28 protein-coding genes are annotated in these 24,817 nt (G+C 69.8%); 10 read left to right on the forward strand and 18 right to left on the reverse strand.

Annotation, left to right across the window (positions count from 1 at the left end):
- Positions 1 to 13 precede the first annotated feature (13 nt).
- Positions 14 to 502 (reverse strand): hypothetical protein, encoded by a 489-nt coding sequence (locus ACFVRO_RS05915; protein ID WP_386950273.1) that lies wholly within the window; start codon positions 500 to 502, stop codon positions 14 to 16.
- A 213-nt stretch (positions 503 to 715) separates the two neighbouring features.
- On the opposite strand from ACFVRO_RS05915, the gene ACFVRO_RS05920 reads away from it, so the two are divergent.
- Positions 716 to 1,867, forward strand: a complete 1,152-nt coding sequence (locus ACFVRO_RS05920; RefSeq protein ID WP_386950276.1) for an anhydro-N-acetylmuramic acid kinase — start codon at positions 716 to 718, stop codon at positions 1,865 to 1,867.
- 15 nt (positions 1,868 to 1,882) lie between these two features.
- On the opposite strand, the gene ACFVRO_RS05925 is transcribed toward ACFVRO_RS05920, so the two are convergent.
- The 10 genes from ACFVRO_RS05925 to ACFVRO_RS05970 form a co-directional block, all read right to left on the reverse strand.
- The gene (locus ACFVRO_RS05925) at positions 1,883 to 2,047 is read right to left on the reverse strand and encodes a hypothetical protein (RefSeq protein ID WP_386950279.1); all 165 of its coding nucleotides are present in this window, start codon (positions 2,045 to 2,047) and stop codon (positions 1,883 to 1,885) included.
- Positions 2,044 to 2,613, reverse strand: coding sequence for a YdeI family protein (locus ACFVRO_RS05930; protein WP_386950280.1), 570 nt, complete (start codon positions 2,611 to 2,613; stop codon positions 2,044 to 2,046). The genes ACFVRO_RS05925 and ACFVRO_RS05930 overlap by 4 nt, the downstream gene beginning before the upstream one ends.
- A gap of 3 nt (positions 2,614 to 2,616) precedes the next feature.
- Positions 2,617 to 3,429, reverse strand: coding sequence for an HAD-IIA family hydrolase (locus ACFVRO_RS05935; protein WP_105674326.1), 813 nt, complete (start codon positions 3,427 to 3,429; stop codon positions 2,617 to 2,619).
- A 165-nt stretch (positions 3,430 to 3,594) separates the two neighbouring features.
- On the reverse strand, positions 3,595 to 5,664 hold the full coding sequence (locus tag ACFVRO_RS05940; RefSeq protein WP_386950283.1) for a glycoside hydrolase family 10 protein: 2,070 nt from the start codon (positions 5,662 to 5,664) through the stop codon (positions 3,595 to 3,597).
- Between the two features lie 156 nt (positions 5,665 to 5,820).
- Positions 5,821 to 6,411, reverse strand: a complete 591-nt coding sequence (locus tag ACFVRO_RS05945; RefSeq protein WP_386950286.1) for a hypothetical protein — start codon at positions 6,409 to 6,411, stop codon at positions 5,821 to 5,823.
- An 82-nt stretch (positions 6,412 to 6,493) separates the two neighbouring features.
- Positions 6,494 to 8,203: an alpha/beta hydrolase gene (locus ACFVRO_RS05950; protein ID WP_386950289.1), complete on the reverse strand. Its 1,710-nt coding sequence runs from the start codon at positions 8,201 to 8,203 to the stop codon at positions 6,494 to 6,496.
- The gene (locus tag ACFVRO_RS05955; protein WP_386950292.1) at positions 8,200 to 8,505 is read right to left on the reverse strand and encodes a hypothetical protein; all 306 of its coding nucleotides are present in this window, start codon (positions 8,503 to 8,505) and stop codon (positions 8,200 to 8,202) included. Before ACFVRO_RS05955 ends, ACFVRO_RS05950 begins: the two co-directional genes overlap by 4 nt.
- A 95-nt stretch (positions 8,506 to 8,600) precedes the next feature.
- Complete coding sequence (locus tag ACFVRO_RS05960; RefSeq protein WP_105674322.1) at positions 8,601 to 9,230, reverse strand: metal-dependent transcriptional regulator; 630 nt, start codon at positions 9,228 to 9,230, stop codon at positions 8,601 to 8,603.
- Positions 9,231 to 9,253: 23 nt separating this feature from the next.
- Complete coding sequence (locus ACFVRO_RS05965) at positions 9,254 to 9,544, reverse strand: hypothetical protein (protein WP_105674320.1); 291 nt, start codon at positions 9,542 to 9,544, stop codon at positions 9,254 to 9,256.
- Positions 9,545 to 9,578: 34 nt separating this feature from the next.
- Positions 9,579 to 10,865 (reverse strand): Nramp family divalent metal transporter, encoded by a 1,287-nt coding sequence (locus tag ACFVRO_RS05970; protein ID WP_386950295.1) that lies wholly within the window; start codon positions 10,863 to 10,865, stop codon positions 9,579 to 9,581.
- Between the two features lie 87 nt (positions 10,866 to 10,952).
- Here ACFVRO_RS05970 and ACFVRO_RS05975 point away from each other — a divergent pair, with 87 nt between their 5' ends.
- Entirely contained in the window at positions 10,953 to 11,603 is a 651-nt protein-coding gene (locus tag ACFVRO_RS05975) for a TrmH family RNA methyltransferase (protein WP_386950296.1), read from the forward strand.
- A 15-nt stretch (positions 11,604 to 11,618) separates the two neighbouring features.
- Here the strand turns inward: ACFVRO_RS05975 and ACFVRO_RS05980 are convergent, their stop codons facing one another.
- From ACFVRO_RS05980 to ACFVRO_RS05990, 3 genes are all read right to left on the reverse strand, one after another.
- Positions 11,619 to 11,909: a DUF2730 domain-containing protein gene (locus tag ACFVRO_RS05980; protein ID WP_223585726.1), complete on the reverse strand. Its 291-nt coding sequence runs from the start codon at positions 11,907 to 11,909 to the stop codon at positions 11,619 to 11,621.
- A 250-nt stretch (positions 11,910 to 12,159) separates the two neighbouring features.
- Complete coding sequence (locus ACFVRO_RS05985; protein ID WP_386950298.1) at positions 12,160 to 13,050, reverse strand: hypothetical protein; 891 nt, start codon at positions 13,048 to 13,050, stop codon at positions 12,160 to 12,162.
- On the reverse strand, positions 13,047 to 14,369 hold the full coding sequence (locus tag ACFVRO_RS05990; RefSeq protein WP_105674312.1) for an MATE family efflux transporter: 1,323 nt from the start codon (positions 14,367 to 14,369) through the stop codon (positions 13,047 to 13,049). The genes ACFVRO_RS05985 and ACFVRO_RS05990 overlap by 4 nt, the downstream gene beginning before the upstream one ends.
- 88 nt (positions 14,370 to 14,457) lie before the next feature.
- On the opposite strand from ACFVRO_RS05990, the gene ACFVRO_RS05995 reads away from it, so the two are divergent.
- Positions 14,458 to 15,012 (forward strand): DUF1992 domain-containing protein, encoded by a 555-nt coding sequence (locus ACFVRO_RS05995; RefSeq protein WP_386950300.1) that lies wholly within the window; start codon positions 14,458 to 14,460, stop codon positions 15,010 to 15,012.
- A gap of 4 nt (positions 15,013 to 15,016) precedes the next feature.
- Here ACFVRO_RS05995 and ACFVRO_RS06000 read toward each other — a convergent pair whose 3' ends face one another.
- Positions 15,017 to 15,490, reverse strand: a complete 474-nt coding sequence (locus tag ACFVRO_RS06000; protein ID WP_386950302.1) for a hypothetical protein — start codon at positions 15,488 to 15,490, stop codon at positions 15,017 to 15,019.
- Entirely contained in the window at positions 15,487 to 15,918 is a 432-nt protein-coding gene (locus tag ACFVRO_RS06005; RefSeq protein WP_386950305.1) for a DM13 domain-containing protein, read from the reverse strand. The genes ACFVRO_RS06000 and ACFVRO_RS06005 overlap by 4 nt, the downstream gene beginning before the upstream one ends.
- Positions 15,919 to 16,064: 146 nt before the next feature.
- Between ACFVRO_RS06005 and ACFVRO_RS06010 the strand changes: the two genes are divergently transcribed.
- The 5 genes from ACFVRO_RS06010 to ACFVRO_RS06030 all read left to right on the forward strand — a co-directional run bounded on the left by ACFVRO_RS06010 (position 16,065) and on the right by ACFVRO_RS06030 (position 21,457).
- Complete coding sequence (locus ACFVRO_RS06010; RefSeq protein ID WP_386950308.1) at positions 16,065 to 16,760, forward strand: response regulator transcription factor; 696 nt, start codon at positions 16,065 to 16,067, stop codon at positions 16,758 to 16,760.
- Positions 16,757 to 17,914 (forward strand): sensor histidine kinase, encoded by a 1,158-nt coding sequence (locus ACFVRO_RS06015; RefSeq protein ID WP_386950311.1) that lies wholly within the window; start codon positions 16,757 to 16,759, stop codon positions 17,912 to 17,914. Before ACFVRO_RS06010 ends, ACFVRO_RS06015 begins: the two co-directional genes overlap by 4 nt.
- A gap of 39 nt (positions 17,915 to 17,953) precedes the next feature.
- Complete coding sequence (locus ACFVRO_RS06020) at positions 17,954 to 19,918, forward strand: M13 family metallopeptidase (protein ID WP_386950313.1); 1,965 nt, start codon at positions 17,954 to 17,956, stop codon at positions 19,916 to 19,918.
- A gap of 215 nt (positions 19,919 to 20,133) precedes the next feature.
- The gene (locus ACFVRO_RS06025; protein ID WP_105674378.1) at positions 20,134 to 21,018 is read left to right on the forward strand and encodes a serine hydrolase; all 885 of its coding nucleotides are present in this window, start codon (positions 20,134 to 20,136) and stop codon (positions 21,016 to 21,018) included.
- A gap of 40 nt (positions 21,019 to 21,058) precedes the next feature.
- On the forward strand, positions 21,059 to 21,457 hold the full coding sequence (locus ACFVRO_RS06030; RefSeq protein WP_386950316.1) for a hypothetical protein: 399 nt from the start codon (positions 21,059 to 21,061) through the stop codon (positions 21,455 to 21,457).
- Positions 21,458 to 21,481: 24 nt separating this feature from the next.
- Here ACFVRO_RS06030 and ACFVRO_RS06035 read toward each other — a convergent pair whose 3' ends face one another.
- Both ACFVRO_RS06035 and ACFVRO_RS06040 read right to left on the reverse strand, forming a co-directional pair.
- Entirely contained in the window at positions 21,482 to 22,924 is a 1,443-nt protein-coding gene (locus ACFVRO_RS06035) for an MFS transporter (protein WP_386950319.1), read from the reverse strand.
- 59 nt (positions 22,925 to 22,983) lie between these two features.
- On the reverse strand, positions 22,984 to 23,394 hold the full coding sequence (locus ACFVRO_RS06040) for a VOC family protein (protein ID WP_386950322.1): 411 nt from the start codon (positions 23,392 to 23,394) through the stop codon (positions 22,984 to 22,986).
- A gap of 78 nt (positions 23,395 to 23,472) precedes the next feature.
- Here ACFVRO_RS06040 and ACFVRO_RS06045 point away from each other — a divergent pair, with 78 nt between their 5' ends.
- Both ACFVRO_RS06045 and ACFVRO_RS06050 read left to right on the forward strand, forming a co-directional pair.
- Positions 23,473 to 24,105, forward strand: coding sequence for a hypothetical protein (locus tag ACFVRO_RS06045; protein WP_386950325.1), 633 nt, complete (start codon positions 23,473 to 23,475; stop codon positions 24,103 to 24,105).
- 19 nt (positions 24,106 to 24,124) lie between these two features.
- A complete protein-coding gene (locus ACFVRO_RS06050; protein WP_386950328.1) occupies positions 24,125 to 24,814 on the forward strand; it encodes a GNAT family N-acetyltransferase in 690 nt (229 codons plus the stop codon).
- Positions 24,815 to 24,817: the final 3 nt, after the last annotated feature.

Here is a 24,817-nt window from a genome sequence, read left to right on the forward strand (position 1 = left end):
CGAAGGTTCAGGCTCAGCGGCCTGCCACGACGAGGTGCCGTGGCGGGCCTTCGAGGCGCGCGACGGCGATCTTCACCTCGACGACATCGCTCGCGACGGCATCGATGCGTGCGGTGAGTTTGGTTTCTACGTCGTCGATGCGTGCGGTGAGTTTGGTTTCTACGTCGTCGATGCGTGCGGTGAGTTTGGTTTCTACGTCGTCGATGCGTGCGGTGAGTTTGCTCTCTACGTCGTCGATGCGTGCGGTGAGTTTGGTCTCTACGTCGTCGATGCGTGCGGTGAGTTTGGTCTCTACGTCGTCGATGCGTGCGGTGAGTTTGCTCTCTACGTCGTCGATGCGTGCGGTGAGTTTGCTCTCTACGCCATCGATGCGATGGGTGAGTTTGCTCTCGACGCCATCGATGCGGCGGACGATCCATCCCGCGCCGGCGAACATGCTGGCGCCGATGCTCACCACCGCACCGACGGCGCCGATGAGGACAGTCAGGGTGTCGAGGGACATCATCGCCTCCGTTTCGAGATGGGTGGACGAGGACGAATCTACGGATCCGCGACTCCAGCATCCCTCCGTCTCGCGCCGTCGTCCACGATCTGGGGAGAGATCCGTCAGATCGATCGCTGAGGACGACAGGTCTCCTCGACCGGCGGCGGACGATTCCGTACGCTCTCCTTACAAATTCGTCGTACCCTCGTAGAAGACCCCGGAAGGAAGCGCATGCGCGTACTCGGCCTGCTCTCTGGCACCTCTCATGACGGCATCGACGTCGCCGTCGTCGACTTCGCCGACGCAGACGGCGCGCTGCACGGCACCGTGCTGCACGAGGACAGCGTCCCGTACAGCCCCGACCTCCGTGCCCGACTCGTCGCCGCGCTCCCGCCCGCGCCCACCACGCTGGCGGAGGTGTGCGAGCTCGACACCCTGATCGGGCAGGAGTTCGCAGAGGTCGCGGCATCCGCTGCGGCATCCGTCGGCGGAGTCGACGCCGTGTGCACGCACGGCCAGACGGTGTTCCACTGGGTGGATGCCGGCCACGCCCTCGGCACCCTGCAGATCGGCCAGCCCGCCTGGATCGCGGAGCGTGTCGGGGCGCCGGTCGTCTCGGACGTGCGGATCCGCGACATCACCGCGGGCGGGCACGGCGCGCCCCTCGTGTCGTTCCTCGACGAGCTGCTCCTGCGCGGCCGCCCCGGCGTCTCGGCCGCCGTCAACCTCGGCGGCATCGCGAACATCACCATCACGGGGCCCTCGGGCCTCGTCGCCTACGACATCGGCCCCGCGAACGCACTGGTCGATGCGGTCGTCGTCGCCGAGGGCTTGAACGAGCGCGGCTACGATGCGGATGCCGAGATCGCCCTGGCCGGCACGGTCGACGAGGCCCTCCTGTCGGCCCTCCTCGATGATCCGTACTACGCGCTGCCCACCCCGAAGAGCACCGGCAAGGAGCACTTCCACCTCGACTACGTACGGGAGCACGTCGGCGGCAGACGCATCGCGGACGCCGATCTCGTACGCACCCTCACAGAGCTGACCGTCCGCACCGTGGCGCGCGACGTCAGGGCCGCGGGCATCGGCTACCTCGCGGTGTCGGGCGGCGGGTGCCACAACCCGCTGATCATGAGAGGCCTGCGCGACGCGCTGCCCGGAGTGGAGGTGGTCCTCGCGGACGAGCTCGGGGCATCGGCGGACAGCAAGGAGGCGATCCTCTTCGCACTGATCGGCTGGTGCACCATGCACGGGGTCGCCGCGGTGATCCCCGGCGGCACGGGAGCGCGGGAGCCGCGCATCCTCGGAACGATCACTCCGGGCGCAGGCCCGCTGCGGATGCCGGAGCCGGTCGCCCGCGTGGAGAGCCTGACCCTGAGCTGATCGGCCCGATCCGGATCAGCGTCGTCGGTCGTCGTCGTCCCAGGGGCCTTCCCACCAGCCGGCGCGGCCGTCGTCCGACCCTCCGCGCCGTCGTGACCGCGCGAACTGCACGACGATCACCACGAGCGAGGTCACGAGGATCAGCGTGACCACGAGGAACAGCAGATCGCTCTGGTTCACGGTCGCCTCCCTTCTGCGGCATCGGCCACGATCTTCGCGATCCGGGCGCGACGGGTCTCGTCCCGCTTGGCCATCGCGATGTTCGTGAGCCCGAGCTTCTTCACCGACTTCGGGAACGCGTCCCAGTTCTCCCTGGCGGCGGGCACGGCGTCCAGCGCCTGGGTGAGCTCGGGCGGCTCGATCCCGGCCTCTGGGCCGTCGAGCACGCTCCATGAGCCGTTGGCCTTCGCCGCCTCCAGCACGCGGATGCCGGCCGGGGCGAGGAGCCCCTCGGTCTCGAGCTCTGCGATGCGCGCCTTGTTCGTCGCCGCCCAGCCGCTCGACGGCCGCCGCGGAGAGAACCACTGGCCGACGGTCTGATCGTCGAAGGTCCGCACGGGACCGTCGATCCAGCCGAAGCAGAGCGCCTGGCGCACCGCGTCCTCATAGCCGACGCCGACGTCGTTGTTGCCCCGCACGCTCAGCAGCCAGACGCCCGCCGCGCGCTCGTGGTTCTCCTGGAGCCACGCGCGCCAGGCGACGGCATCGGCTGCGGTGACGCGCTCACCTTCGTCGAGGACGCCCATCGCTCACTTCTTCGTCTTGACCGTCGTGATCGTCTCGGTGATGCGCGGGAGCAGGTCGGCCACCGACTGCACGATCTCATCCGGACGGAACGGGTACTTCTCGATCTCGACCTGGTCGCTGATGCCCGTGAGCACCAGCACCGTGTGCAGCCCCGCCTCGATGCCGGCGACGACGTCGGTGTCCATGCGGTCGCCGATCATGCCGGTGCGCTTGGAGTGCGCCCCGATCTTGTTCAGCGCCGAGCGGAACATCATGGGGTTCGGCTTGCCGACGACGTAGGGCTCCTTGCCGGTCGCCTTGGTGATGAGCGCGGCGATCGCGCCGGTCGCCGGGAGCGGTCCGTCGGCGCTGGGGCCCGTGGCATCCGGGTTCGTGACGATGAAGCGCGCACCGTCGTTGATGAGTCGGATCGCCTTGGTGATCGCCTCGAAGGAGTAGTTGCGCGTCTCGCCGACGACGACGAAGTCGGGGTTGGTCTCGGTCATGATGAACCCCGCGTCGTGCAGGGCGGTGAGGATGCCTGCTTCGCCGATCACGAAGGCGGACCCGCCGGGCAGCTGCTGCTTCAGGAAGTCGGCGGTCGCGAGGGCGGACGTCCAGATGCGGTCTTCCGGCACGTTCAGGCCGCTGGTGCGCAGCCGCGCGGAGAGGTCGCGGGCCGTGAAGATCGAGTTGTTGGTCAGCACGAGATAGGGGATGCCGGAGCTCTCCCATCCGGCGAGCAGTTCGGACGCGCCCGGGATGGCGTCGTTCTCATGGACGAGCACGCCGTCCATGTCGGTGAGCCAGCATTCGATGTCGTCGCGTTGGGCCATGTGCACAGCCTATTGGGCGCGTGTGTCGCGCAGGTGACGAGGTCTGTCGCATCAGGTCGGGGGAATGCGCGGCGCCCGATGACCGAAGGCCGCCCTCCGGGGGAGCGGAGGACGGCCTTCGTCGGGGAGGTGCGACGGCGGGCCGGGGTCGGCCGTCGCACTGGCTCAGTCGGCCCTGTTGCGGCGGTGTCGGGCGGCGGCCGCGACCGCTGCGGCAGCGGCGCCGGCGGCGAGGAGTCCTCCGCCGATCAGCAGGGCAGCGGTGGGCGCGGTCCCACCCGTCGTCGCCAGAGAGCCGTCACGGGAGGGCGACGAACCGCCGGCGCCCGTCGCCGGGCCTGCAGGACCCGCGGGATCGACCGGGTCGACCGGATCGACGGGGTCGACGGGGTCGATCGGATCCACCGGGGCAGCGGCGGCGACGGGAAGGCTCTCCACCGCGGCGGCGTCCAGCGCGGTGACGACCCAGGTCTCCCCGGCGGCGGCCGCGACGGTCGGCGGAAGATCGTAGCCCAGCTCGACGGGCCCTCCGGCCCAGAACGTGTCGACGAGCGTGCCGCCGGTCGCGACGACCTGCGCGGGAGTCCCGGTGCCGCGGTAGATCGCGTACTGGCGCGCCTCCGCGGCATCCCCGGCCTTCCAGGTGATCCGCCCGTCCTTCAGTGTCACGTCGATCGGGGCGGCGACGACGCCGTCCGACAGCCAGGGCTTGGCGGGGACGATCGTCGGCCGCGCGAAGGCCTCGGACTTCAGCAGGGCGATCGCATCGTTCTTCGCCTGGTTGCGCGGCTGCTGATCGGCCGGGAGCGCGGCGACGGCGCTCGGCTTCATGTCGTTGTAGCTGAACAGCACGCTGCCGTCGATCCCGTCGAGGGTCTGGTTGAACCGGATCTGGTTGGGGACCTCTTCGGGATTCATCCATGCGGGGTCGAAGCCCCCGTTGCTCACGTGCTTGTAGAGGGCGTGGCCGGTGTAGATCTGCGTGCGGCTGTCGGCGGTGGTGTTGCTCCACCACTGCGCGAGCTCTCCGTAGGGGGCGGCTGCCTGGTCGAAGCTCCAGTAGATCTGCGGGGTGAGGTAGTCGACGAGCTCGTCCTGCACCCAGCCGCGGGTGTCCGCGAAGATCGACTTGCTGTAGCTCTGGGACGAACCGGTCGGGGTGTGCGACCCCGCGGGGTCGAGGGCGCTGTGCTCCCAGATCCCGAACGGGCTCACGCCGAACTGCACGGCGGTGCCGTCCTGGTCGTTGTGGTCGTCGATCGCATCCCCGACCTCGGTGATCAGCGCCGTGACGTTGTCGCGCCGCCACTGCTCGACGCCGGCGACGGTGTCCGCGTAGCCGGCGGCCAGGCCGTACTGCTCGAACGTCGCCCTGTCCTCCCCGGCGTCGCCGAAGAACACGTTCGCTCCGTTGACGCTGATCCGATACGGGTAGAAGTAGTCGTCGAAGTGGATCGCGTCGACGTCGTAGTTCGCGACGATCTCCGCCACGGATGCCGCGACGTAGTCCCGGACCTCCGGTCGCCCCGGATTCAGGAAGAGCTTCTCGTCGAACGACAGCACGAGGTCGGGATGCTGCACGGCGAAGTTGTCATCGGCCAGGACTCCGGCCGCGTTGAGGGCGGCGATGTACTCGGTCGTCGTGAGCGCCTTGACCTGATCCGCCGTCAGCTTCAGCGCCGACAGGATGCTCGCCGCCGTCATCTTGGTGTTGGTCACGCGGTAGGGGTTGAGCCAGGCGTGGTACTCCATGCCGCGGGCGTGGGTCGCCTCGACCATCCGGGCCAGCGGGTCGTAGCCGGGGTCCGTGCCCTGGGCGCCCGAGACGAACTCGGACCAGGGGTTGATCTCCGAGGGGTAGTACGCATCGAGGAGCGGGCGCACCTGGAAGATCACGGCGTTCATGTTCCACGCCTCGAAGTCGTCGAGCACCGCGTCGTACTTCGCGTCGAAGTCGGCGGCGCTCGTCGGCTTGCCGAAGTTCAGGTTGCCGATCGTCGCGACCCACGCGCTGGAGAAGCGACGGTTCTCCGGGGCGAGGGCGGTGGGGACCGTGACCTGGACGCCGGAGCCCGGATACGTGTACACCGGCTTGTCGCCGTAGCCGTACGTGCCGTCGGCGTTCTTGACGTAGGAGTAAAGGAGTTCCGTGTCGGGGGCTGCCGCCGCCATGGCAGCGGGCGCTCCGACCATCAGCAGCGCAGCCGTCGCGGCGACGAGGGGGCGTCTCTTCATCGAGTCCTCTTTCGAGCGGGGTGATAATTGTTTTCAGAGTCTTGCACAAAAGTGGAAACAATTGACACCCCCTGACCTGACGGTACGCGGAAGTCGGCATCCCCGGAGCGCAGAGGATGCCGGGGCGGCGCGGCGCACCGCAGACCGGACCGGATGCTAAGGCGCGGGGGTCTCCGTCGTCGCCGACGTCTCGCGAACGAACTGCGGCTCACCCGGGGTGATCCCGAAGAAGAGCGGATCGGCAGGGGACTCGACATCGGTCGGCAGGTAGCCGGCGCCGAGGCGCTCGCCGTGGAAGAGCAGCGTGCTGAGCTCGTCACGGTCGCCGGGCCAGCAGGTGGTCTCGGCGGCGATCCTGACCCGTCCGTCCTGCCGGATCTCGACGAGCAGGAGCGAGAAGTCGCCCTCGTCGCGCACGGTGACCTGGATGAGCTGACCCTCCTGGTCGTCTTCGCCGAGAACGCTTCGCCGCGGCGACATGTCATTGTCGGAGAGGAACCCCTCGACCGTGTCGGCATAGGCCTCGCGCTGCGCACCGTCGAGGGCGATGCTGCGGTTGAGGTCGAACCGGTACTGACCGGCCTCATCGCACTCGACCGGCTGCATCCCGTACACGCCGAGCTGTCCGATCTCCCAGTCCTCCGTGGAGAGAGTGGACTGGAGCTCGTTCACGAATCCGCGATAGCGGAGGTAGTTCGCCTCGGCCTCGTCGAACAGGGAGCTCCCGCTCGGAGCGGGCTCGCTCACCGTGCATCCGGTCATGATGATCACTCCCATCACTGCGAGCACCGAGCTCGCACGTCGCCTGCTTCTCGAAGTCCGCACACCGTCACCGATCATCTGTCGTCAACGGCTCACCATAGTTGATGATGTTGGCGATGTTCGCGAAGGATTCGCTGCCGTCCTGCAGGTAGCCGCCGTCGTTCACGACCGCGCCGATCGGCAGGTTCGCCTCGGAATGCGTGCCGTGCCCGGGCGTGTAGTCCAGATACGACCCGTCGGCGAGATGCTCGCCGTCGCTCTGGAAGGTCGTGACGCCCTCGAGGCTGTCGGGGTCGATCGAGTGGTCCGAGAAGGTGCGGCCGAGAAGGGAGACCCAGTCGTTCGGCCCCCGCGTCGCGAACAGGGCGGTGCCGGAGAAGTCCATGCCCCTGCCGGGATCCTCGCCGAGCGCCTGGTCGGTGAGACCTGCGGATCCGAGGGAGATCAGGTTGTCGACGCCGAGGTTGTCGCTTGCGCTGCCCACCGCCAGGAATGCCGTGGTCGTCCCGTAGGAATGAGCGATCACTGTCGTCCTCGCACCCTCGGGCGCAGCGAGGTCGAGCCCGCGGAGTGCGTTCGTGAGCAGTTCGGCGCCGACCCTCGCCTGCTCGGAACTGCCCACCGTCGCGAAGTTCGGGGTGTCGTAGCCGAACCATGCGATCGTGGCCGACTTCCCATTGGTCACGGCGTTGAGATCCCGTGCGCTCTGCGACCAGTCACGGATCTGGCCGGCTTCGCTCATCATGCCCCCGATCAGCACGTTGAGGTTCTCGACCCCGTTCAGCGGATCGGTGGGGTTCTCGGGGTCGAAGGAGTAGCCGTCGACGTAGAGGACAGCGGCGGTGGGCTGATTCTTGTCCCAGAGGTTGAGCGCGATGGGGAGCCCGTCGCGCTCGCGGTACTCCGTCAGCAGCCGATCGATGGTCGTGTCGAGCGGCTCCCCCCACTCCACTCCGTCGGCCTGCTCGAGCATCCTCGTGTTCGCCGCGATCCGATACTCGTAGGGCACGCCCTCGAGGTTCCCGATGAATCCGGGATACGTCTGGATGCAGTGCTCCTTCTGCGCGTCCGTCAGGGTGTCCCAGATTGCTGCGACCTCGGCAGGGGAGTCCGCATCGGCGAGAGAGGCGAGGGTGGCGACGTCCGCGGCGGAGACGTAGTCGTCATCGACGCTGGCGAGCGCCGTGACGGCCCGGGCGTATGCGTCGTCCCAGGACTCGAACGACCGTTCCCAGCTCGCCCACGCCTCCTCGAGATCCGCGGAGGCGCTGGAGCTGCTCGTCTGGGCCGATGACACGGCCTCGCGATAGCGCTCATCCCTCGCGCGCAGCGATGTCGACGGCGTGGCGGTCTCCTCACCTGAGCTCCATGCTGCGTACTCGTCGCTGCGCTGCCAGGTGCTCAGTTCCGTCTGCGCATCCGTGAGGTCCGCTCTCGCCGTCTCGGCGGATGCCTGGGCGGCGGTGACCGTCGCCATCAGCTGATTCGCCCGACCGCCGTGCTCCTCGGCGCCCCGACCGTAGGCGAGGACGATGCCCTTGATGCGTCGGATGCGCGCGGCCGGGGAGGCGAACGCGGCGGCGACGTCGCCCGCCATGCTCTTCGCGCGGTCGAGTGCCTGCCCCCGCCCTTCCAGGTTGTCGGTGAGGTTGCGCAGCACGAGCTGCATGGTGGCGACCTCGTCCGCGGCATCCTCGAGGTGACCGTGCAGGCTGTTCATCTGCCCCACGTCGTAGTCGATGTGCTCGAACGGGTGGCCCTTGGGTGAGGTGGTCACAGGGGGAGATCCTCCCAGCCGGCTCCGAGTCGCAGATCGAGATCGGCGGTCTGGGTCTCCAGCTGCTGGATCCGACCGGAGATCTTCATCACGTCATCCTGTCCGATCTGCACGAGCGCGCGGGTCTCGCCGATCGCGCCCTCGAGCATCTCCCGCAGGGACGATCGACCGACCGGCGCCTGCACTCCGGTCTCCGCCGAATGCGCCGCGCTCATCTTCGAGTCGAGCTCCCGAGCGGAGACCTCGAGCTCGGTGCGCTGCGTCGACAGCACCATCTGCGTGATGCTGAAATCCTCAGACATGAAGCAACCCCCCGGTTCGTCCTCCACTCTATGAGGCTCGGGGCGGATGCGCGCAGGGGAGAACTCCCCATGAGTGGGGGTTCTCGTGCGTGGTCTCAGGACGTGAGCCAGATCACGTCGGCCGCGTGCGCGATCTCGGCCTCCGTGCCGTCGACGGAGAAGCCGCCGGCGGTCACCGACACCTCGACCCCCACCGCGACGCCCGCGGCCTCGACCGCGCGCAGGATCTCCGGGTCCTGGTCGCTGACCCGGAGGACGCGGCCGACATGGCCCTCGACGGCATCCGCGAGCAGGACGAACGGCTCGCGGATGACCGCGCCGTCGGCATCCGGGATCGCGTCGCCGTGTGGATCGAACCGCGGGCGTCCGAGCCGCGCATCGATGCCCTCGAGCAGCCGGTCGCTGATCGTGTGCTCGAGCACCTCGGCCTCGTCGTGGACCTCGTCCCACCCGTAGCCGAACTCCCGCACCAGCCAGGTCTCGATCAGTCGGTGCCTGCGGATGATCGACAGGGCGCGTGCGGTGCCGGCATCGGTCAGCCGCACCGCTCCATAGGGCACGTGCGAGACGAGGCCCGCCGCCGCGAGCTTCTTGACCATCTCGGTGACGGACGAGGGGGCGATCCCGAGCTTCGCGGCCAGCACCGACGGCGTGATGGGAGCATCCTGCCATTCGGTGTGCGCGTAGACGGTCTTCAGATAGTCGTCAGCTGCCGGGGATGCCACGGTCTCAGCCTACGCGTCGGCGGTCAGTTCGCGACGTCGACGAGGATGCCGAAGGCGACCTGTCCGGCGAAGAACACCACGAGGAATCCGAGCAGTGCGGCCGCGAGCGACAGGCGTCCGTCGAAGCCCTCGATGTCGGCGATGCCGATCTTGCGCGCGCGGAACGCCAGCACGAGCGTCGCGATGCCGAGTCCGAGCTGCACCCACGGGCCGCCGACCGGGAGCGTCTTCGGGAAGGCGATGAGGAGTCCTCCGGCCAGGCCGGTCGCGATGCCGATCCAGGTGAGCAGGCGGACCTTGGCTTCGGCAGTCATGGCTTCGAGCCTAACCGCCGAGCGCGAGCCGGACTCACGCCCCCGTGAGCACCAGCCAGAGCAGGGCGCCGTTCAGCGCGATCAGGAGCACGGAGGCCGTGACCCCCGCGACCGTCGTCCACACGCGGTTGGCCCACGGGCCGAGGGTGCGCCGCTGCGCGGTGAGCGCCACCAGGGGGATGAGCGCGAACGGGATGCCGAACGACAGCACCACCTGGCTCAGCACCAGCGCGAGCGTCGGGTCGACCCCCGCCCACAGGATGGCGAGCGCAGGGATGAGCGTGACGAGCCGTCGGGCGAGCAGCGGCACGCGCACGTGCAGCAGACCGTGCATGATCTCCGCGCCCGCATAGGCGCCGACCGAGGTGGAGGCGAGACCGGAGGCGAGGAGCCCGACGGCGAAGAACGTCGCGACGACGGGGCCGAGGCTCGCGGCGAGGGCGGCGTGCGCTCCCTCGAGGGAGTCGGTTCCTGCGACGCCCGCGAGGTTGGTCGCGGCGAGGAGGAGGATGCCGAGGTTCACGGAGCCAGCGATCACCATCGCGATCGACACGTCCCAGCGGGTGGCGGTGAGCAGTCGGCGGATTCGCGAGGTCTCGGTCCGGACAGCCTCGGTCTCGGCGTGCGACGCCGCGGAGCCGAACCGGTCGCGGGCGAGGGAGGAGTGCGCGTAGATCGCGTGCGGCATGATCGTCGCGCCGAGGATGGATGCCGCGAGGAGCACCGAACCCGTGCCCTCGAAGCGGGGGACCAGTCCGCCCACGACCCCCGCCGGGTCCGGGGGTGCGACGAACACGCCGGCGACGAAGCCGATGGTGATGATCGCCATGAGGCCGATGATCACGAACTCGAAGTGGCGGGGTCCTCGGCGGCTCTGCACCGCGAGCAGGACCATCGAGACCGCGCCGGTGATGAGGCCGCCGAGCAGCAGCGGCACGTTGAACAGGAGGTTCAGCGCCACCGCCCCGCCGATGACCTCGGCGAGATCGGTCGCCATCGCCACGAGCTCGGCCTGCAGCCAGTACGCGCGCCGCGCCCACGGTCGACGCAGGCGGGCCCCCAGCATCTCGGGGAGGCTCTGCCCCGTGACGACGCCGAGCTTGGCGGACAGGTACTGGATGAGCCACGCCATCACGTTGCCTGCGATCACGACCCAGACCAGCAGGTACCCGTACTGGGCGCCGGCGGTCATGTTGCTCGCGACGTTGCCGGGGTCGAGGTACGCGACTCCGGCAACGAGCGCGGGCCCGAGGAGCCAGAGGCTGCGCGGAGCGGTGGTCCGTACGGCGGGGGCGTCCTCGATCGCGGAATTTTTAGGCATGCCGAAATCGTAGCGGATTTTTCGGTCCACCTAAATAGTCGGTCGTCGCGGGACGTCGACGGACTCAGTGCCGGATAGCCTGGCGGGATGGACGAGCAGAGCGCCGAGACGCCGACAGGATCGGCGACGCAGCCGGGATACGGCGTCGGACCCTGGCCGGGTGGCGAGTCGGCGTGGCCGACGGGGGAGCAGTACGACCACGAGCTGCTGGCCGTCGGCGACACCCGGAACGTCGTCGACCGGTACCGCTACTGGCGCATGGAGGCGATCGTCGCCGACCTCGACACGCACCGGCATCCGTTCCACGTCGCGATCGAGAACTGGCAGCACGACATGAACATCGGCTCGATCGTGCGCAGCGCCAACGCCTTCCTCGCAGACACCGTGCACATCATCGGACGCCGCCGCTGGAACCGGCGCGGAGCCATGGTCACCGACCGGTACCAGCACGTGGTGCATCACGAGGACGTGCAGGCCTTCACCGCCTGGACCGAGGCCGAGGGCCTCCCGATCATCGCCGTCGACAACGTCGACGGCGCGGTGCCCGTCGACCACGCCGAGCTTCCCGAGCGGTGCGTGCTGCTCTTCGGTCAGGAGGGGCCGGGGCTCTCCCCCGAAGCGCTCGCCGCAGCATCCGCGCACATCGAGATCACCCAGTACGGCTCGACGAGATCGATCAACGCGAGCGCCGCGGCCGCTGTGATCATGTACGAGTGGTGCCGGAGGTACGCGGGTTGAGGCGCCTCGCCTGAATCAGTCGCGGTCGATGCCGAAGGTGTTCTTCATGAGCGAGTTGACATCACGGTCGAGGGTGCGGATGTCGCCGCGCAGGGAGGCGATGTCGCCCTTCACCTCGGCGCGGAGCTCGTTCATGTCACCGCGGATCTCGGCGCGGAGCTCGTTCATGTCACCGCGGATCTCGCTGCGGAGTCCGCCGATCTCGGTGCGGATGATGCGGACGAACATCGTGGACATGATCGTCAGCATCCCGAACAGTCCGGCGGCGAAGACGCCGATCAGCGTCCAGACCTGAGGTTCGTTCATCGCGAGCACCCTCCCATTCTGCTGCGCTCACGACGAGCGTGGCAGGGATGCGCGGTACACAGATGTGACGGATTCCGGACATCCGCGAGCGTGTGGAGAAGTCGTGCGTCGGCCCCGGCTGTGGGCGAGGAGTCGGGGACTCAGGCGTCCACCGCGACCCGCGTCAGCACGGATCCACCGTGCCGATCAATGCGAGTGCCGGGGTCGCGGTGACCATGTACGAGTTGTGCAGGAGACACGCGGGTTGAGCTCATCGACGTCGGGACGACACCGACTTCCCCACGCGGGCCGAGAGCTTCAGGTCGCGGCCGGCCGTGAGGCGCACGTCGTGCAGTCGGACACCCGACGAGGACGTCTCGTCGTTCAGATCGAGGGTCCGGCCGATCTGGGCGCGCACCTGCGTGCGTGCGGCGAACAGCGCGAGCGCGACGATCGGGTTGCGGCTGCTGACGCCGAGGTCGCGCACGGTGACCACCGCATCGGGGCTGATCCGAAGGCGTGCGCGCATCCGCGCGGATGCGCTGAGCAGCTTCCATCGCACGCCGACACGGGCGGCGATGCGGATGCCGTCGGCTCCGTCCTGACGAAGGTCGATTCGCACCGAACGGATGTCCACGCCATCTGCCTCGAGCGCCGCGCGGGCGATGCGCTCGAACAGGGGGCCGATGTCGTTGCTGCGTATCGACGCGGAAAGCGCGCCGCGCACGCCTTCGTCGTCTCGGACGTCGATGCCGACGACGGTCTCCGGCCGGGTCGGATCCGACGGTTCTTCGTACTCGAGCCAATCGATCGGCAGGTCGAGGAGTTCCACGTCGACCGTGAGCGGGATGCCGTCGACGCGCGCCTGCGCCGCGATCAGCCTCACCCGTCGCGCGATCCCCGGGCGTCGAGACCGGATCGCGGTGGCGGCGGTCCTGTCGGAATGCGCTGATGCGATGCCGGGCGGAGGCGTCGCCGAGGGCTGTCGTCGCAGCTGCAGGGCCACGCCGCTCGCTTCGAACGTCAGCTGCTCGAGGTCGTCTCCGCGCAGGTCGGCGGAGATGCGGACGGCGTCGAGGCCGCCGAGCTGGTCGTCCGCGGCGGCCAGCTCCGCACGGATCCGGCGGATGACAGCATCCGCATCGCCGGGCCATCCGCTCATGCGTCCACCGCGACCCAGCGCCCCGAGCGCACCCGCCAGCCCAGCGTGCCGAGGCGGGCGAGGAGGTAGACGCCGAAGAAGGCGACCGAGAGCCAGACGAGCCCGGCGCTGCCGTCGACACCGCTCGCCGAGATGATCCACAGCGCGGGGAGGAAGGGCACGAGGTTGAGGCCGCCCGCGACCGCCAGATACCTGGCGTCACCGGCGCCCATCAGCACGCCGTCGAGGACGAAGACCACCCCGGCGATCGGCTGTGCGACGGCGAGCACGATGAGGGCGGGCTGGACCAGGGACGCGACCTCCGGGTCGCCGGTGAACAGGATCCCGAGCACCCCGGACAGCGCGCCGATCACGGCGCCGACGATCACGCCGAACCAGGCGCCCCACGCGACGGTGCGCGCGAGCACGCGATGCACCCTGCGCTCGTCTCCGGCGCCGAGCTCCTTGCCGATCAGTGCCTGAGCGGCGATCGCGAGCGCATCGAGAGCGAAGGCCGCGGCCGAGAAGATCGTGAAGACGATCTGCCAGCCGGCGAGCTCCGTGGTGCCGATGCCCGTCGCGATGCCCACGGTGGCGAGCAGGGCCACCCGCAGGCTCACCGTGCGCAGGAACAGCCAGCCTCCCGACCTGGCCGTGCCGCGGATGCCGTCGCGCTGCGCCCGCAGGGAGGCGCTGTGCCTCGTCGCGAGGCGCCGCACGACCAGCACGTAGGCGGCGACCATCCCCCACTGCGCGGTCACCGTGCCGACGGCCGATCCTGCGATGCCCCAGTTGAAGCCGTAGATGAAGAGGACGTTCAGCAGGGCGTTGGCGCCGAACCCGAGCCCCGCGATCCACAGCGGCGTCACCGTGTCCTGCATGCCGCGCAGCAGCCCGGTCGCCGCGAACACGATCAGCATCGCCGGCAGACCCCACATCGAGATGCGGAGGTAGTCGTCGGCCTGAGCCGCGACGGCGTCGCTCGCCCCGAACAGGGACACCAGCCAGGGCGACGACACGGCGCCGATCACGGCGAGCACGGCTCCGAGTCCGAGGGCCAGCCACATGCCGTTCACGCCGACCGAGACGGCGTCTCCCGGCGCGCCCGCGCCGAACCTCCGGGCGACGGCGGGGGTGGTCGAGTAGGCGAGGAAGACCATGAGCCCGACGATCGTCTGCAGGACGGCTCCCGCGATGCCGAGCCCGGCGAGCGGTGTGGTGCCGAGGTGGCCGACGAGGGCGGCGTCGACGATGAGGAAGGCCGGCTCGGCGATCAGCGCGCCCAGCGCCGGCACCGCGAGCCGCAGGATGTCGCGGTTCAGAGAGGCGGGCCTGGTCACCCTCAGAGCCTAGGCGCTGGCGGGGACACCGCATCTCCGCGCCCTGACTGCGCCGCCGTCGTACGCTGGAGAGCAGTCGGAGGTGCACATGAGCGATCCACGAGAAGCGGCAGCGAGATATCGAGCGCGTCAGCAGAGCGGCGAGGCGGACGCGGATGCCGAGGCTGACACCGGTACGCCACCCGGAGCCGCCGCGGCGGTCGACCGGGCCGCCTACATCGAGAGCGCGATCCAGGTCGCGATCCGCCGGGGCGACTTCGACGACCTCCCGGGCGCGGGGAAGCCGATCGAGGGCCTCGGCGACCACCACGATCCCGACTGGTGGATCCGCCGGAAGATCGAGACCGAGAACCTCACGGGGCTCGGCCCTCCGGCCATCCTCCTCCGCGCCGAGGACCGCGAGCTGGACGATCAGCTCGACCTCCTCGGCCGCGAGGCCGATGTGCGCGACGTGCTCGCGGACTTCAACCGCCGGGTGCTGGAGGCGAGACGGCAGCTGCAGGGCGGCCCGCCCGTGGTCACGCAGCCGCGGGACATCGATGCGGAGGTCATCGCGTGGGCGGACCGAAGGGCGGCGCGCCCGATCGCCCAGGCTCCCGCGATGCCGAAGCGCCGCCGCTTCGGCATCCGACGCAGGGGCTGAGCGCTCAGCCCGGGTCTCGTCGAGGGGCGTTCCGACGTCTCCGCCACCAGCCGTCGACCCCGAACCGTCCCGCCGACGGCAGCACGAGCACGAGCGCCGACAGCATTACCATCACGGGATACTGGGCGATCAGCTGGTCCGACGCCCAGTAGAGCATCAGCGTCCCGATCGACGCCAGCGCGACGGGACTCGTCATCAGGCCGACGAGGAGAAGCGCGCCGAGCAGCGTCTCGAGCGCCGGTATCACCACCCCGAAGAGGCCCGCCGCGCTGTCCATCGCGCCGCCGAGGGGCGCGAACCACCAGGGCGTCCTGCTGTTGCCTGCGGTGCTCCTGGCGACGAGCTCGATATCGGCCGCGCCGAACCCCGCGCGGTACTTCAGGATCCCCTCCAGGAGCCAGAGCACCCCGACGGCGACCCTCGCCGCGCCGCCGAGCAGCGACGAGGCGAGGGCGAGGCGACGTCCGCCGCCGCTCATGACAGCTTCGCGGCGCCGAACACCGCCTTGGCCTTGTCGCAGTGGATCACGACGTAGGTGTAGTCGGCGATGTCGGCGTCCTTCAGCGTGAAGGTCTGCGACGCGGTGTCGAAGGACACCGCGTCGACCATCACCCCTGCCGAGACGGCGGCCTCATCGGTCCCCTTCGTCAGGTAGACGTGCAGGTCGGGTCCCTCGTCGGAGGAGAAGTCCGACAGGACGAGCATCCCGTCGGACGCCGACACCGAGCCCTTCACGGTCTTGTCGCTGAGGCCGGCGAAGTCTCCGGTCCGCTCCATCCCCATGGAGGCGCTCTGCGACATCGAGGGCTCCGGCTTCGTTCCGCTGTCGGCGCCTGGCGAGCTGCAGGCGCTGAGCGAGAGGGCGAGGACGAGTGCCGCTGTGGCGGCGAGAGCGGTCGTGCGCATGGGATTCTCCTGTTCGCTGTGCGGCGGGTGCCGCGGCTGATTGCACTGCCGAGCACGCTACGGAGCGGGGCCGCGCGAAAGGGGAGTCCTTTCAGGATCGTAAGGAACGGGCTGGCCGTGCTCGCCCCGCGACTAGTGTCGACCGCATGGAGGAGGCCGCCCGCGTCGTCGTCGTGGAGGACGACCCGACCGTCAGAGGAGCGGTCGACGCGTACCTGCGCGCCAACGGCTACGCCGTCTCCGCCTACGGCGACGGGATCGCCGCGAGGAGGGCCATCTCGGCCGGCCCTCCCGACCTCGTGATCGTCGATCGGATGCTGCCGGGCATCAGCGGCGATGAGCTCTGCCGTGAGATCCGCTCGATCTCCGACGTCCCGATCATGATGCTGACGGCGCTGGGGCAGGTGGAGGACCGCATCGACGGGCTCGAGGCCGGCGCCGACGACTATCTCGCGAAGCCGTTCTCCCTGCGCGAGCTGCTGCTGCGCGTCGGCGCGCTCGTGCGTCGCGCTCGCGTCGCGGGGTCGGCGGCGGAGATCGTCGCCGGGGATTTCCGGGTGGACCCCGTGCGCCGTCGCGTGTGGGTGCGCGGGGTCGAGGTCGTCCTCACGGCGCGCGAGCACGACCTCCTCGTGTTCCTCGTCCGCAACCCGGACCGCGTGATCGGTCGCGACGAGATCCTGCGCGAGGTGTGGGGGTGGACCGTCGGCGACGGCGCCACCGTCACCGTGCACGTGCGGCGCCTCAGGGAGAAGATCGAGCCCGATCCGCAGAGTCCGCAGCACCTGCACACCGAGTGGGGCGTCGGCTACTTCTTCTCGCCGCAGGGGAGGGCGGGATGATGGCGCTCGCGGCGGGAGACGTCGCCCTCATCGTGATGACCGGCATCCTGTGCGCGGCCGTCGTGGCCGCCGTCGCGCTCCTGGCGCTCCGACTGCTGCGTCGCCGCACCACGACCGCCCAGTTCCTCGTGGTGGCGTGCGCGGGCACGGCGGCGATGACGGCATCCGTCCTCGCGATCTCGATCGAGATGTACATCTCCGTGCACGACCTGACGGTGCTCGTCGTCGTCCTCGGCGTCTCCCTCGCGCTCGCGCTCGCCGTGGGATGGATCGTCGCCCGCGCGGCGCGGTCGTCGCTCGGCAGGTTCGCCGCATCGCTCGATCGGGTGGGCGGCGGCGACGTGGTGGAGGCGGAGCCGTCGGGGTGGAGCGAGATCGACGATCTCTCCGCCCAGCTCGCGGCCGTGTCCGCGAAGGTGGAGGCGGCGAGGGCGGAGCTGGAGCAGCTGGACTCGGCGCGGCGACGGTTCTTCGCATGGATCTCGCACGATCTGCGCACGCCGCTGACGGCCGTCCGCGCGCTCGCGGAGTCTGTCGAGGCGGGGGCCGCCGATGCGCCGGAGCGCTTCGCCGGAGAGGTGAGGGCGCAGGTGGAGACGATGAGCCGCATGGTCGACGATCTCTTCGAGCTGTCGAAGCTGACGGCGGGTGCGGTGCAGCTGCGCACCGAGCAGGTGGGGCTCCTGGACATCGTGTCGGATGCCGTCGCCGATGTCGGCGCGGCCGCCGAGCGCCGGGGGCTGCGCATCGTCGAGCGGGGGATCGCCGGTCAGGTGCTGTGGGCGGATCCGCACCAGCTGGGGCGGATCATCGGCAATCTGCTCATGAACGCGGTCGCGCACGCCCCCGCGGGGACTGACATCGTCATCACGGCGTCGGAGGGTGCCAGCCGCGGCCTGGTGCTCGGGATCCTCGACCACGGGGCGGGGGTTGCCGTCGAGGATCTGGACCGGATGTTCGACATCGGCTGGCGTGCGGATGCCTCGCGCACGACGTCCGGCGACGGTCTCGTGTCGTCGGGGTCGGGGATCGGGCTCTCGATCGCCCGCGGTCTCGCCCGCGCCCACGGCGGGGACGTCGTCGCCGAGCTGACCGCGGACGGGTTCCGCATGAACGTGCTGCTGCCGTACGGGGCGGCGCAGGAGCGGGACTGAACGGCGCCCGATGTCGGCGTCGCCGCATAGGCTGTTCGCATGACAGACGTCCTCCCCTCTGGCCTGGCCACCGAAGAGTTCAGCTCCGACATCCGTCCGCAGGATGACCTGTACCGCCACGTCAACGGCGCGTGGCTGTCCCGCACCGAGATCCCGGGCGACAAGGCGCGGTGGGGGTCCTTCCACCTCCTCGCCGAGCAGGCCGAGAAAGACGTCAGGGCCATCATCGAAGAGTCGCAGGATGCCGCCGACGGCACCCTCGCACGCAAGATCGGCGACCTGTTCGCGAGCTTCATGGACGCCGACCGCATCGCCGCGGCGGGCGTGACCCCGCTTGCCGACACCCTCGCCGAGATCGACGCGATCGACGGCATCCCCGCGTTCCTGCGCGTCGCTGGCGCGTACGACCGCGACGGTCGCGCCCACCTGATCGGACTGTACGTCGACGGCGACCCCGGCGACCCCGAGCGCTACGTCCCCGTGCTGCTGCAGGGTGGTCTGTCGCTGCCCGACGAGAGCTACTACCGCCTCGACACCTTCGAAGACACGCGGGCGAAGTACCGCGAGCACCTCGAGCGTCTGCTCGCTCTCGCCGGCGTCTCCGACGCAGCGTCCGAGGCGGAGCGCTCCATCGCCCTCGAGACCGAGCTCGCGGGGCACCACTGGGACAACGTGCGCAGCCGCGATGCCGTGGAGACCTACAACCTCAAGACCTGGACCGAGCTGCAGGAGCTCGTGGGCGTCGATCTCGGCGCGTGGCGAGACGCGGTCAGCCCGTCCAACCCAGTCGCGCTCGCCGAGGCGGTCGTCTCGCAGCCCAGCTTCTTCGAGGGGCTCGGCGCGCTGCTGACCGACGAGCGCCTCGACGACTGGAAGGCGTGGCTGCGTGCGCAGGTCGTGCACGCGGCCGCCCCGTACCTGACCGACGACCTCGTGCAGGAGAACTTCTCGTTCTACGGCACCGAGCTGTCCGGCGTCCCGACGATCCGCGAGCGCTGGAAGCGCGGAGTGTCCGTCACCGAGGGCGCGCTGGGCGAGGCGATCGGCAAGGTCTACGTCGAGCGGCACTACCCGCCGACGGCCAAGGCCGCGATGGACGAGCTCGTCGACAACCTGATCGAGGCGTACCGGCAGAGCATCGCCGAGCTCGAGTGGATGACCGCCGAGACCCGTGAGCGCGCCCTCGCCAAGCTCGACGCCTTCACCCCGAAGATCGGACACCCCGAGGTGTGGCGCGACTACTCCTCCCTCGCGATCGACCGCGCCGACCTGTTCGGCAACGTCCGCCGCGCCGCGATCTTCGAGCACGACCGCCACATCGACAAGGTCGGCACGCCGATCGACCGCACCGAGTGGCACATGCCTCCGCAGATGGTGAACGCGTACTACAACCCGTCGATGAACGAGATCGTGTTCCCCGCGGCGATCCTGCAGTACCCCTTCTTCGACGCTTCGCGCGACGCAGCGGCGAACTACGGCGGCATCGGCGCGGTCATCGGCCACGAGATCGGTCACGGATTCGACGACCAGGGCAGCCGCTACGACGGCGACGGCAAGCTCGAGGACTGGTGGACGGATGCCGACCGCTCGGCGTTCGAGGAGCGCACCAAGGCCCTCATCGCACAGTACGACGCGCTCGTCCCCGAGGGACTCGACGCCGAGCACCACGTCAACGGAGCGCTCACGATCGGCGAGAACATCGGCGACCTGGGCGGACTCGGCATCGCGCTGAAGGCGTACGAGCTCTCACTCGGGGGCGCCGAGGCGCCCGTCATCGACGGGTACACCGGCGTGCAGCGACTGCTGCTGTCGTGGGGCCAGGTGTGGCAGCAGAAGAGCCGAGAGGCGGAGACGCTGCGCCTGCTCACGATCGACCCGCACTCGCCGAACGAGTTCCGCTGCAATCAGATCGTGCGCAACATCGACGCGTTCTACGAGGCGTTCGGGGTCACCTCCGACGACGCCCTGTGGCTGCCCGAGGGCGACCGCGTCACCATCTGGTGAGCGCCCGCGTGCGCAGCGTGACGGACTTCTGACGCTGCGCACGCCGCGCATGTGACGATCTGATGACCAATCTCCGGAGTTTGTGAGGGTTCCTCACTCGCGGGGGTTACGATATCCGTGCTGCGAGGAGTGCATCCCGCGGCTTCCCGCCAATCCACCCCCCGTAAGGATCACGCGTGGGCGCTCCCGAGCCTGTCGAAGGGCCGTCGCAGGCGATGCTGCGCCGCTCCCAGCGCACCAGTCGGCGCCTGCCGCGTCGTGCCGCCGCCGGTCGGCGGTCGTTCACCTCCACGCTGCGCGCACTCGAGGCGCTGGCGGATGCCGGGGCGCAGGTGTCGGTGCACGTCGTCGACCTCGACAGCCACGTGCACGTCCTCTCCGGAGACGACCATGTGACGATGCCCGTGGCCGGGCTGGGCGTGGTGCCCCTGCTGATCGAGGTCGCCGCGGGGTTCGAGGCCGGAACGCTCGACCCGCTCGAGATCGTCGATCGCACCGCGGTGGATCAGGTGTCGACCTCGGGCCTGTGGCGTCATCTGCACGCCCCCGCGCTGCCGCTGGAAGACCTCGCCGTGCTCGCCGCCACGGCCGGTGACCCGATCGCCGTGAACGCGCTCCTGCAGAAGGTCGGACACGATCGGGTGCGCGAGCGCATCGAATCGCTGGGGCTGCGCCGCACGGCGCTGCTCGACCGGTTCCGTGATGAGCGGGGCCCCGATGACGCTCCGCATGTGTCCGTCGGCTCGGCGCGCGAGCTCGCCGGGCTCTTCTCGGCTCTCGTGAACTCCCAGGTCGTCGATGCGGCCGTCAGCGCTCAGGTGTCGGAGTGGCTCAGCCTCAACCAGGACCTCAGCCTCGTCGCCGCATCGACGGGCCTCGACCCGTTCGCCCATGACCACGACGCGCACGGTCTGCTCTTCATCAACAAGACCGGGCGCGATCGCGGCGTCCGCGCCGAGGCCGGAGTCCTCGCGGGGCCCCGCGCCGGCGTCGCCTATTCGCTCATCGTCTGCTTCGACGACCTCTCGATCGCGCACCGGCTGAGGGCGCACGACGCCTTCCGCGTGCTCGGCGTCGAGCTCATGGAGTACACGCACTGACCTTCGGCCGGCCACGGCATCCGGCGGTTAGCATCGGGAGATGCCCTACGCAGACTGGACCCCGCACCGCCGTGACGACGGCGAGCTCCTCGGATGGATCCATCCCGACGGAGACGACTGGGTCGCCGTCGACGTGCTGGGGCGCACGGCATCCGATCCCGTCGACTGGCTGGACGCCGAGGTCGCGCTGGAGGATCGGGGGATCGCCTGGCTCGCGGACCCGTGGATGCTGGAAGGCGAAGCCGACCGCCCGCTGCGGGTGCGGATCCTCGAGGTGACACCCGACGAGGAGGGGGCTCCGGGGCGGATCGTCGTGAAGATCGACGACTTCGGCGACATGACCCGTCCGGCGACCGCGCAGTTCACGCTGGCGTGGCCGATCCCCGATCGGCTGCGTCCACCGCGCGACGGCGACCCCGACCCGCGCACGATCGGCTGATCGCCGACGCACGGCAGGATCCGCTCAGCCGGGAAGCGACGGATGCCGCTCTGCCGCGCGCTGCCGCGGGATGAACAGGGAGAGCACCACGGCCACGGCGCCGGCGGCGATCGCGAGCCAGAAGCAGACGTCGAAGGCCGCGCGGGTCGGCACCGCGACGCCGTCGACCTGCACGCTCATCGCGGCGAGCACTCCGCCCATCACCGCCGAGGCGCTGGACGTGCCGACCGAGCGGAACAGCGCATTCAGTCCGTTCGAGGCGCCGGTCTCGTTGGCGGGCACGGAGCGCATGATGATCATCGGCATGGCCGCGAACGTGAAGCCGATGCCCACGCCGATGAGGATGTTCGCGACGAAGATGTGCCAGACCTCGCTCGACCACAGCAGCACGAAGACGTAGGCGAGCACGATCGCGACGGCGCCGACGGTGAAGAGCGGGCGAGGTCCGACGGTGCGTTCGAGCCAGCCGGACAGCGGGGAGATGACCATCATCACGAGACCGGCCGGCATGATCACGAGAGACGCCGCCACCATGTCGAGCCCGAACCCTGAGCCGGAGCCGACCGGCATCTCGAGAAGCTGGGGGAACGTCACGTTCGAGGCGAACAGCGCGAAGCCCATGCCGATCGCAGCGATGTTCGTGAATAGCACCGCCGGGCGGGCGGCGACGCGGAGGTCGAGCAGCGGATCCTTCGTGCGCAGCTGGTACCAGCCCCAGAGGAGCAGCACCAGGACGCCCCCGATGATGCAGGTGAGGGTGAGCGGCGCGGTCCATCCCCACTGCGCGCCGCGGGAGACGAAGAGGAGGATGCCGGTCAATCCGATCGCGAGCCCGACAGCGCCGAGGACATCGAGTCGACCGGGGAAGCGGAGTACGTCCTGGGGGACCGTGACGAGGACGAGCACGAGGCCGATGGCGCCGAGCGCGGCGGCGAGCCAGAACAGCCAGTGCCAGTCGGCGTTCTCGGCGAGGATCGCGGCGACGGGCATCCCGATCGCGCCGCCCACTCCCATCGTGGCGCTCATCAGAGCCACGGCGGTGCCGAGTCGCTCGGGTGGCAGCGCATCGCGCATCACGGCGATGCCGAGCGGGACGACCCCCGTCACGGCGCCCTGCAGGGCGCGGCCGATGATGACTCCGACGATCGACCCGGACAGGGCGGCGATCGTCGAGCCGACGATGAGGAGGGCGAGCAGCACGATGATGACCCGCCGCTTGCCGTACATGTCGCCCAGGCGTCCGGAGATCGGCGTGGCGACGGCGGCGACCAGCAGCGTGATCGTGACGACCCACGTGGTGTCCTCGCGAGAGGAGTTCAGCAGGTGCGGAAGCTCGGCCTGCAGCGGGACGACGAGCGTGAACATGAACGACGAGCAGAGTCCGGCGAAGGCCAGCACCGCGACGATCGCCCACTTGGGCGGTGTGCGGGAGAGCCGTCTTCGCGCGCGGTCGTCGTTCTCTCCCATCGGCTCAGGCTATCGGCGTTCGGCGGGGGCGAGGCGCGTCGTGAGCGAATCCGTCGCGGTCATTCCGGAAGCACGAATGCCCCGGTCTCGCCGGGGTTGACCGCGATCTCCCAGCGGAAGCCGTCGGGGTCGGTGAAGTACCCGGAGTAGCCGCCCCACACCCGCTGCTGCCCGCGGCTCACCGGGGCGCCGAGAAGCGCGGCCTCGGCGAGCACATCGTCGACCTCGGCCGGCGTGGCGAGGTTGTGCGCGAGGGTGATCGGGGCGACCCCCTCGGCCGGGGCCTCGCCGATCTCGGCGGTGAAGCCCTCGACCGACCACAGCGAGAGGATCACCTTCTCCGCGACCGGGAACATGAGGACGTCGTCTCCGGCGAAGATCGGCTCCCAGCCGAGCCCCTCCACGTAGAACGCCCTGCTGCGGGCGAGATCGGTGACGGCGAGGGTGATGAAGCTGACGCGCTGTTGCATGACACGAGTGTCGCACCGGCATCCGACATCCGCCTGTCGTGTGTGGTCCGAGGCACGACGGCGTGCTTGCATGTGGGGATGAGCGCAGACATCGAGCAGCACCCCGCCGACACCCCCTTCCACCGGCGCCTCGTCTACGGCGAGCGGCCGGACGGATCGTGGATGACGCAGGGCCCGGCCGGTGCGTACGAGTCCGTCGTCATGCGTCCGCTCGAGCCGATGCTCGTTCCCGAGAAGCCGCGCAGCGGCGAGCTCGATCCGGAGAACTGCGGGAGCTGCACGGCGGACGAGCACACGATCTGGCACGACGACCTGTGGCAGGTGCGCGCGGGCTGGGAGCCTGGTGGTCTGCCGTTCATCGGCGCCATCTCTCCGCGCGATCACTGGCTGCTGGAGGACGCCCCCGTCGAGGTGCTCGCCGCGCTCGGGCCCCTCCTGCAGCGCATCTCAGAGGCGGTCAAGAGCATCCCCGGTGTCGCGCGGTGCCACTTCAGCCGCTTCAACGACGGCTCCGCGCATCTCCACCTGTGGGCGTTCGCCCGACCGGAGGGCATGATGCAGGGGCGCGGCGCGGTGCTCTCGTACTGGGACGGCATGCTCCCGGAGATGAGCGTCGAGATGATGGAGGAGTTCCTCGACATCGTCTCGGAGTCCCTTGCGGCGGGCGGCGGCACCGCCTTCCCGCGGGGCGCGGTTCCGCGAACCGCGTGAGAGGGGGCAGACTGGACCCGTGCGCAGCATCCGTGATCTCGACACCGTTGAACTCATCATCGACGCCCAGGGCCTGTTGGACTCCATCAGGGGCCCCGAACGCGTCGTCGACGCGGGCACTCTGCGTGCCCTGCAGCAGTCCGGCAACTACGTCGTCGGCCTCTTCGACGGCGACGGCGACGAGGAGCGCATGGTCGGAGCATCCATCGCCTTCTTCGGCGAGCCCGGTCGGCGCGCGATGCACTCCCACATCACGGCGCTCGTTCCGGAGTACCGCGGTCGTGGGTGGGGGCGCGAGCTCAAGGAGCATCAGCGCCAGTGGGCCTTCTCGCGCGATGTGGGCCGCATCACCTGGACGTTCGATCCGCTGGTCGCGCGCAACGCGCACTTCTTCCTGACCGTCCTCGGCGCTCGCGCGACCGGATACTCGGTCAACGTGTACGGCATCTTCGGCGGAGGAGACGCGGGCGACGAGAGCGACCGCCTCGACGTCGAGTGGGCGCTCGCCGACATCGCCCGGCCGCCGACCGCCGAGACCGTCGTCGAGACGCTGGCGATCCCCGCCGACATCGAGGGACTGCGAGAGTCCGACCCCGCCGCAGCGCACGAGTGGCGTCTGCGTCTGCGCACCGAGATGGAGGCCCTGCTCGGCCGCGGTCTGCACCTTGCGGGCTTCGACGTCGAGCGCGGCTACCTTTTCACCGCGTAGGGC

The organism is Microbacterium sp. NPDC057944 (assembly GCF_042887445.1).
Classification (GTDB): Bacteria; Actinomycetota; Actinomycetes; order Actinomycetales; family Microbacteriaceae; genus Microbacterium; species Microbacterium natoriense.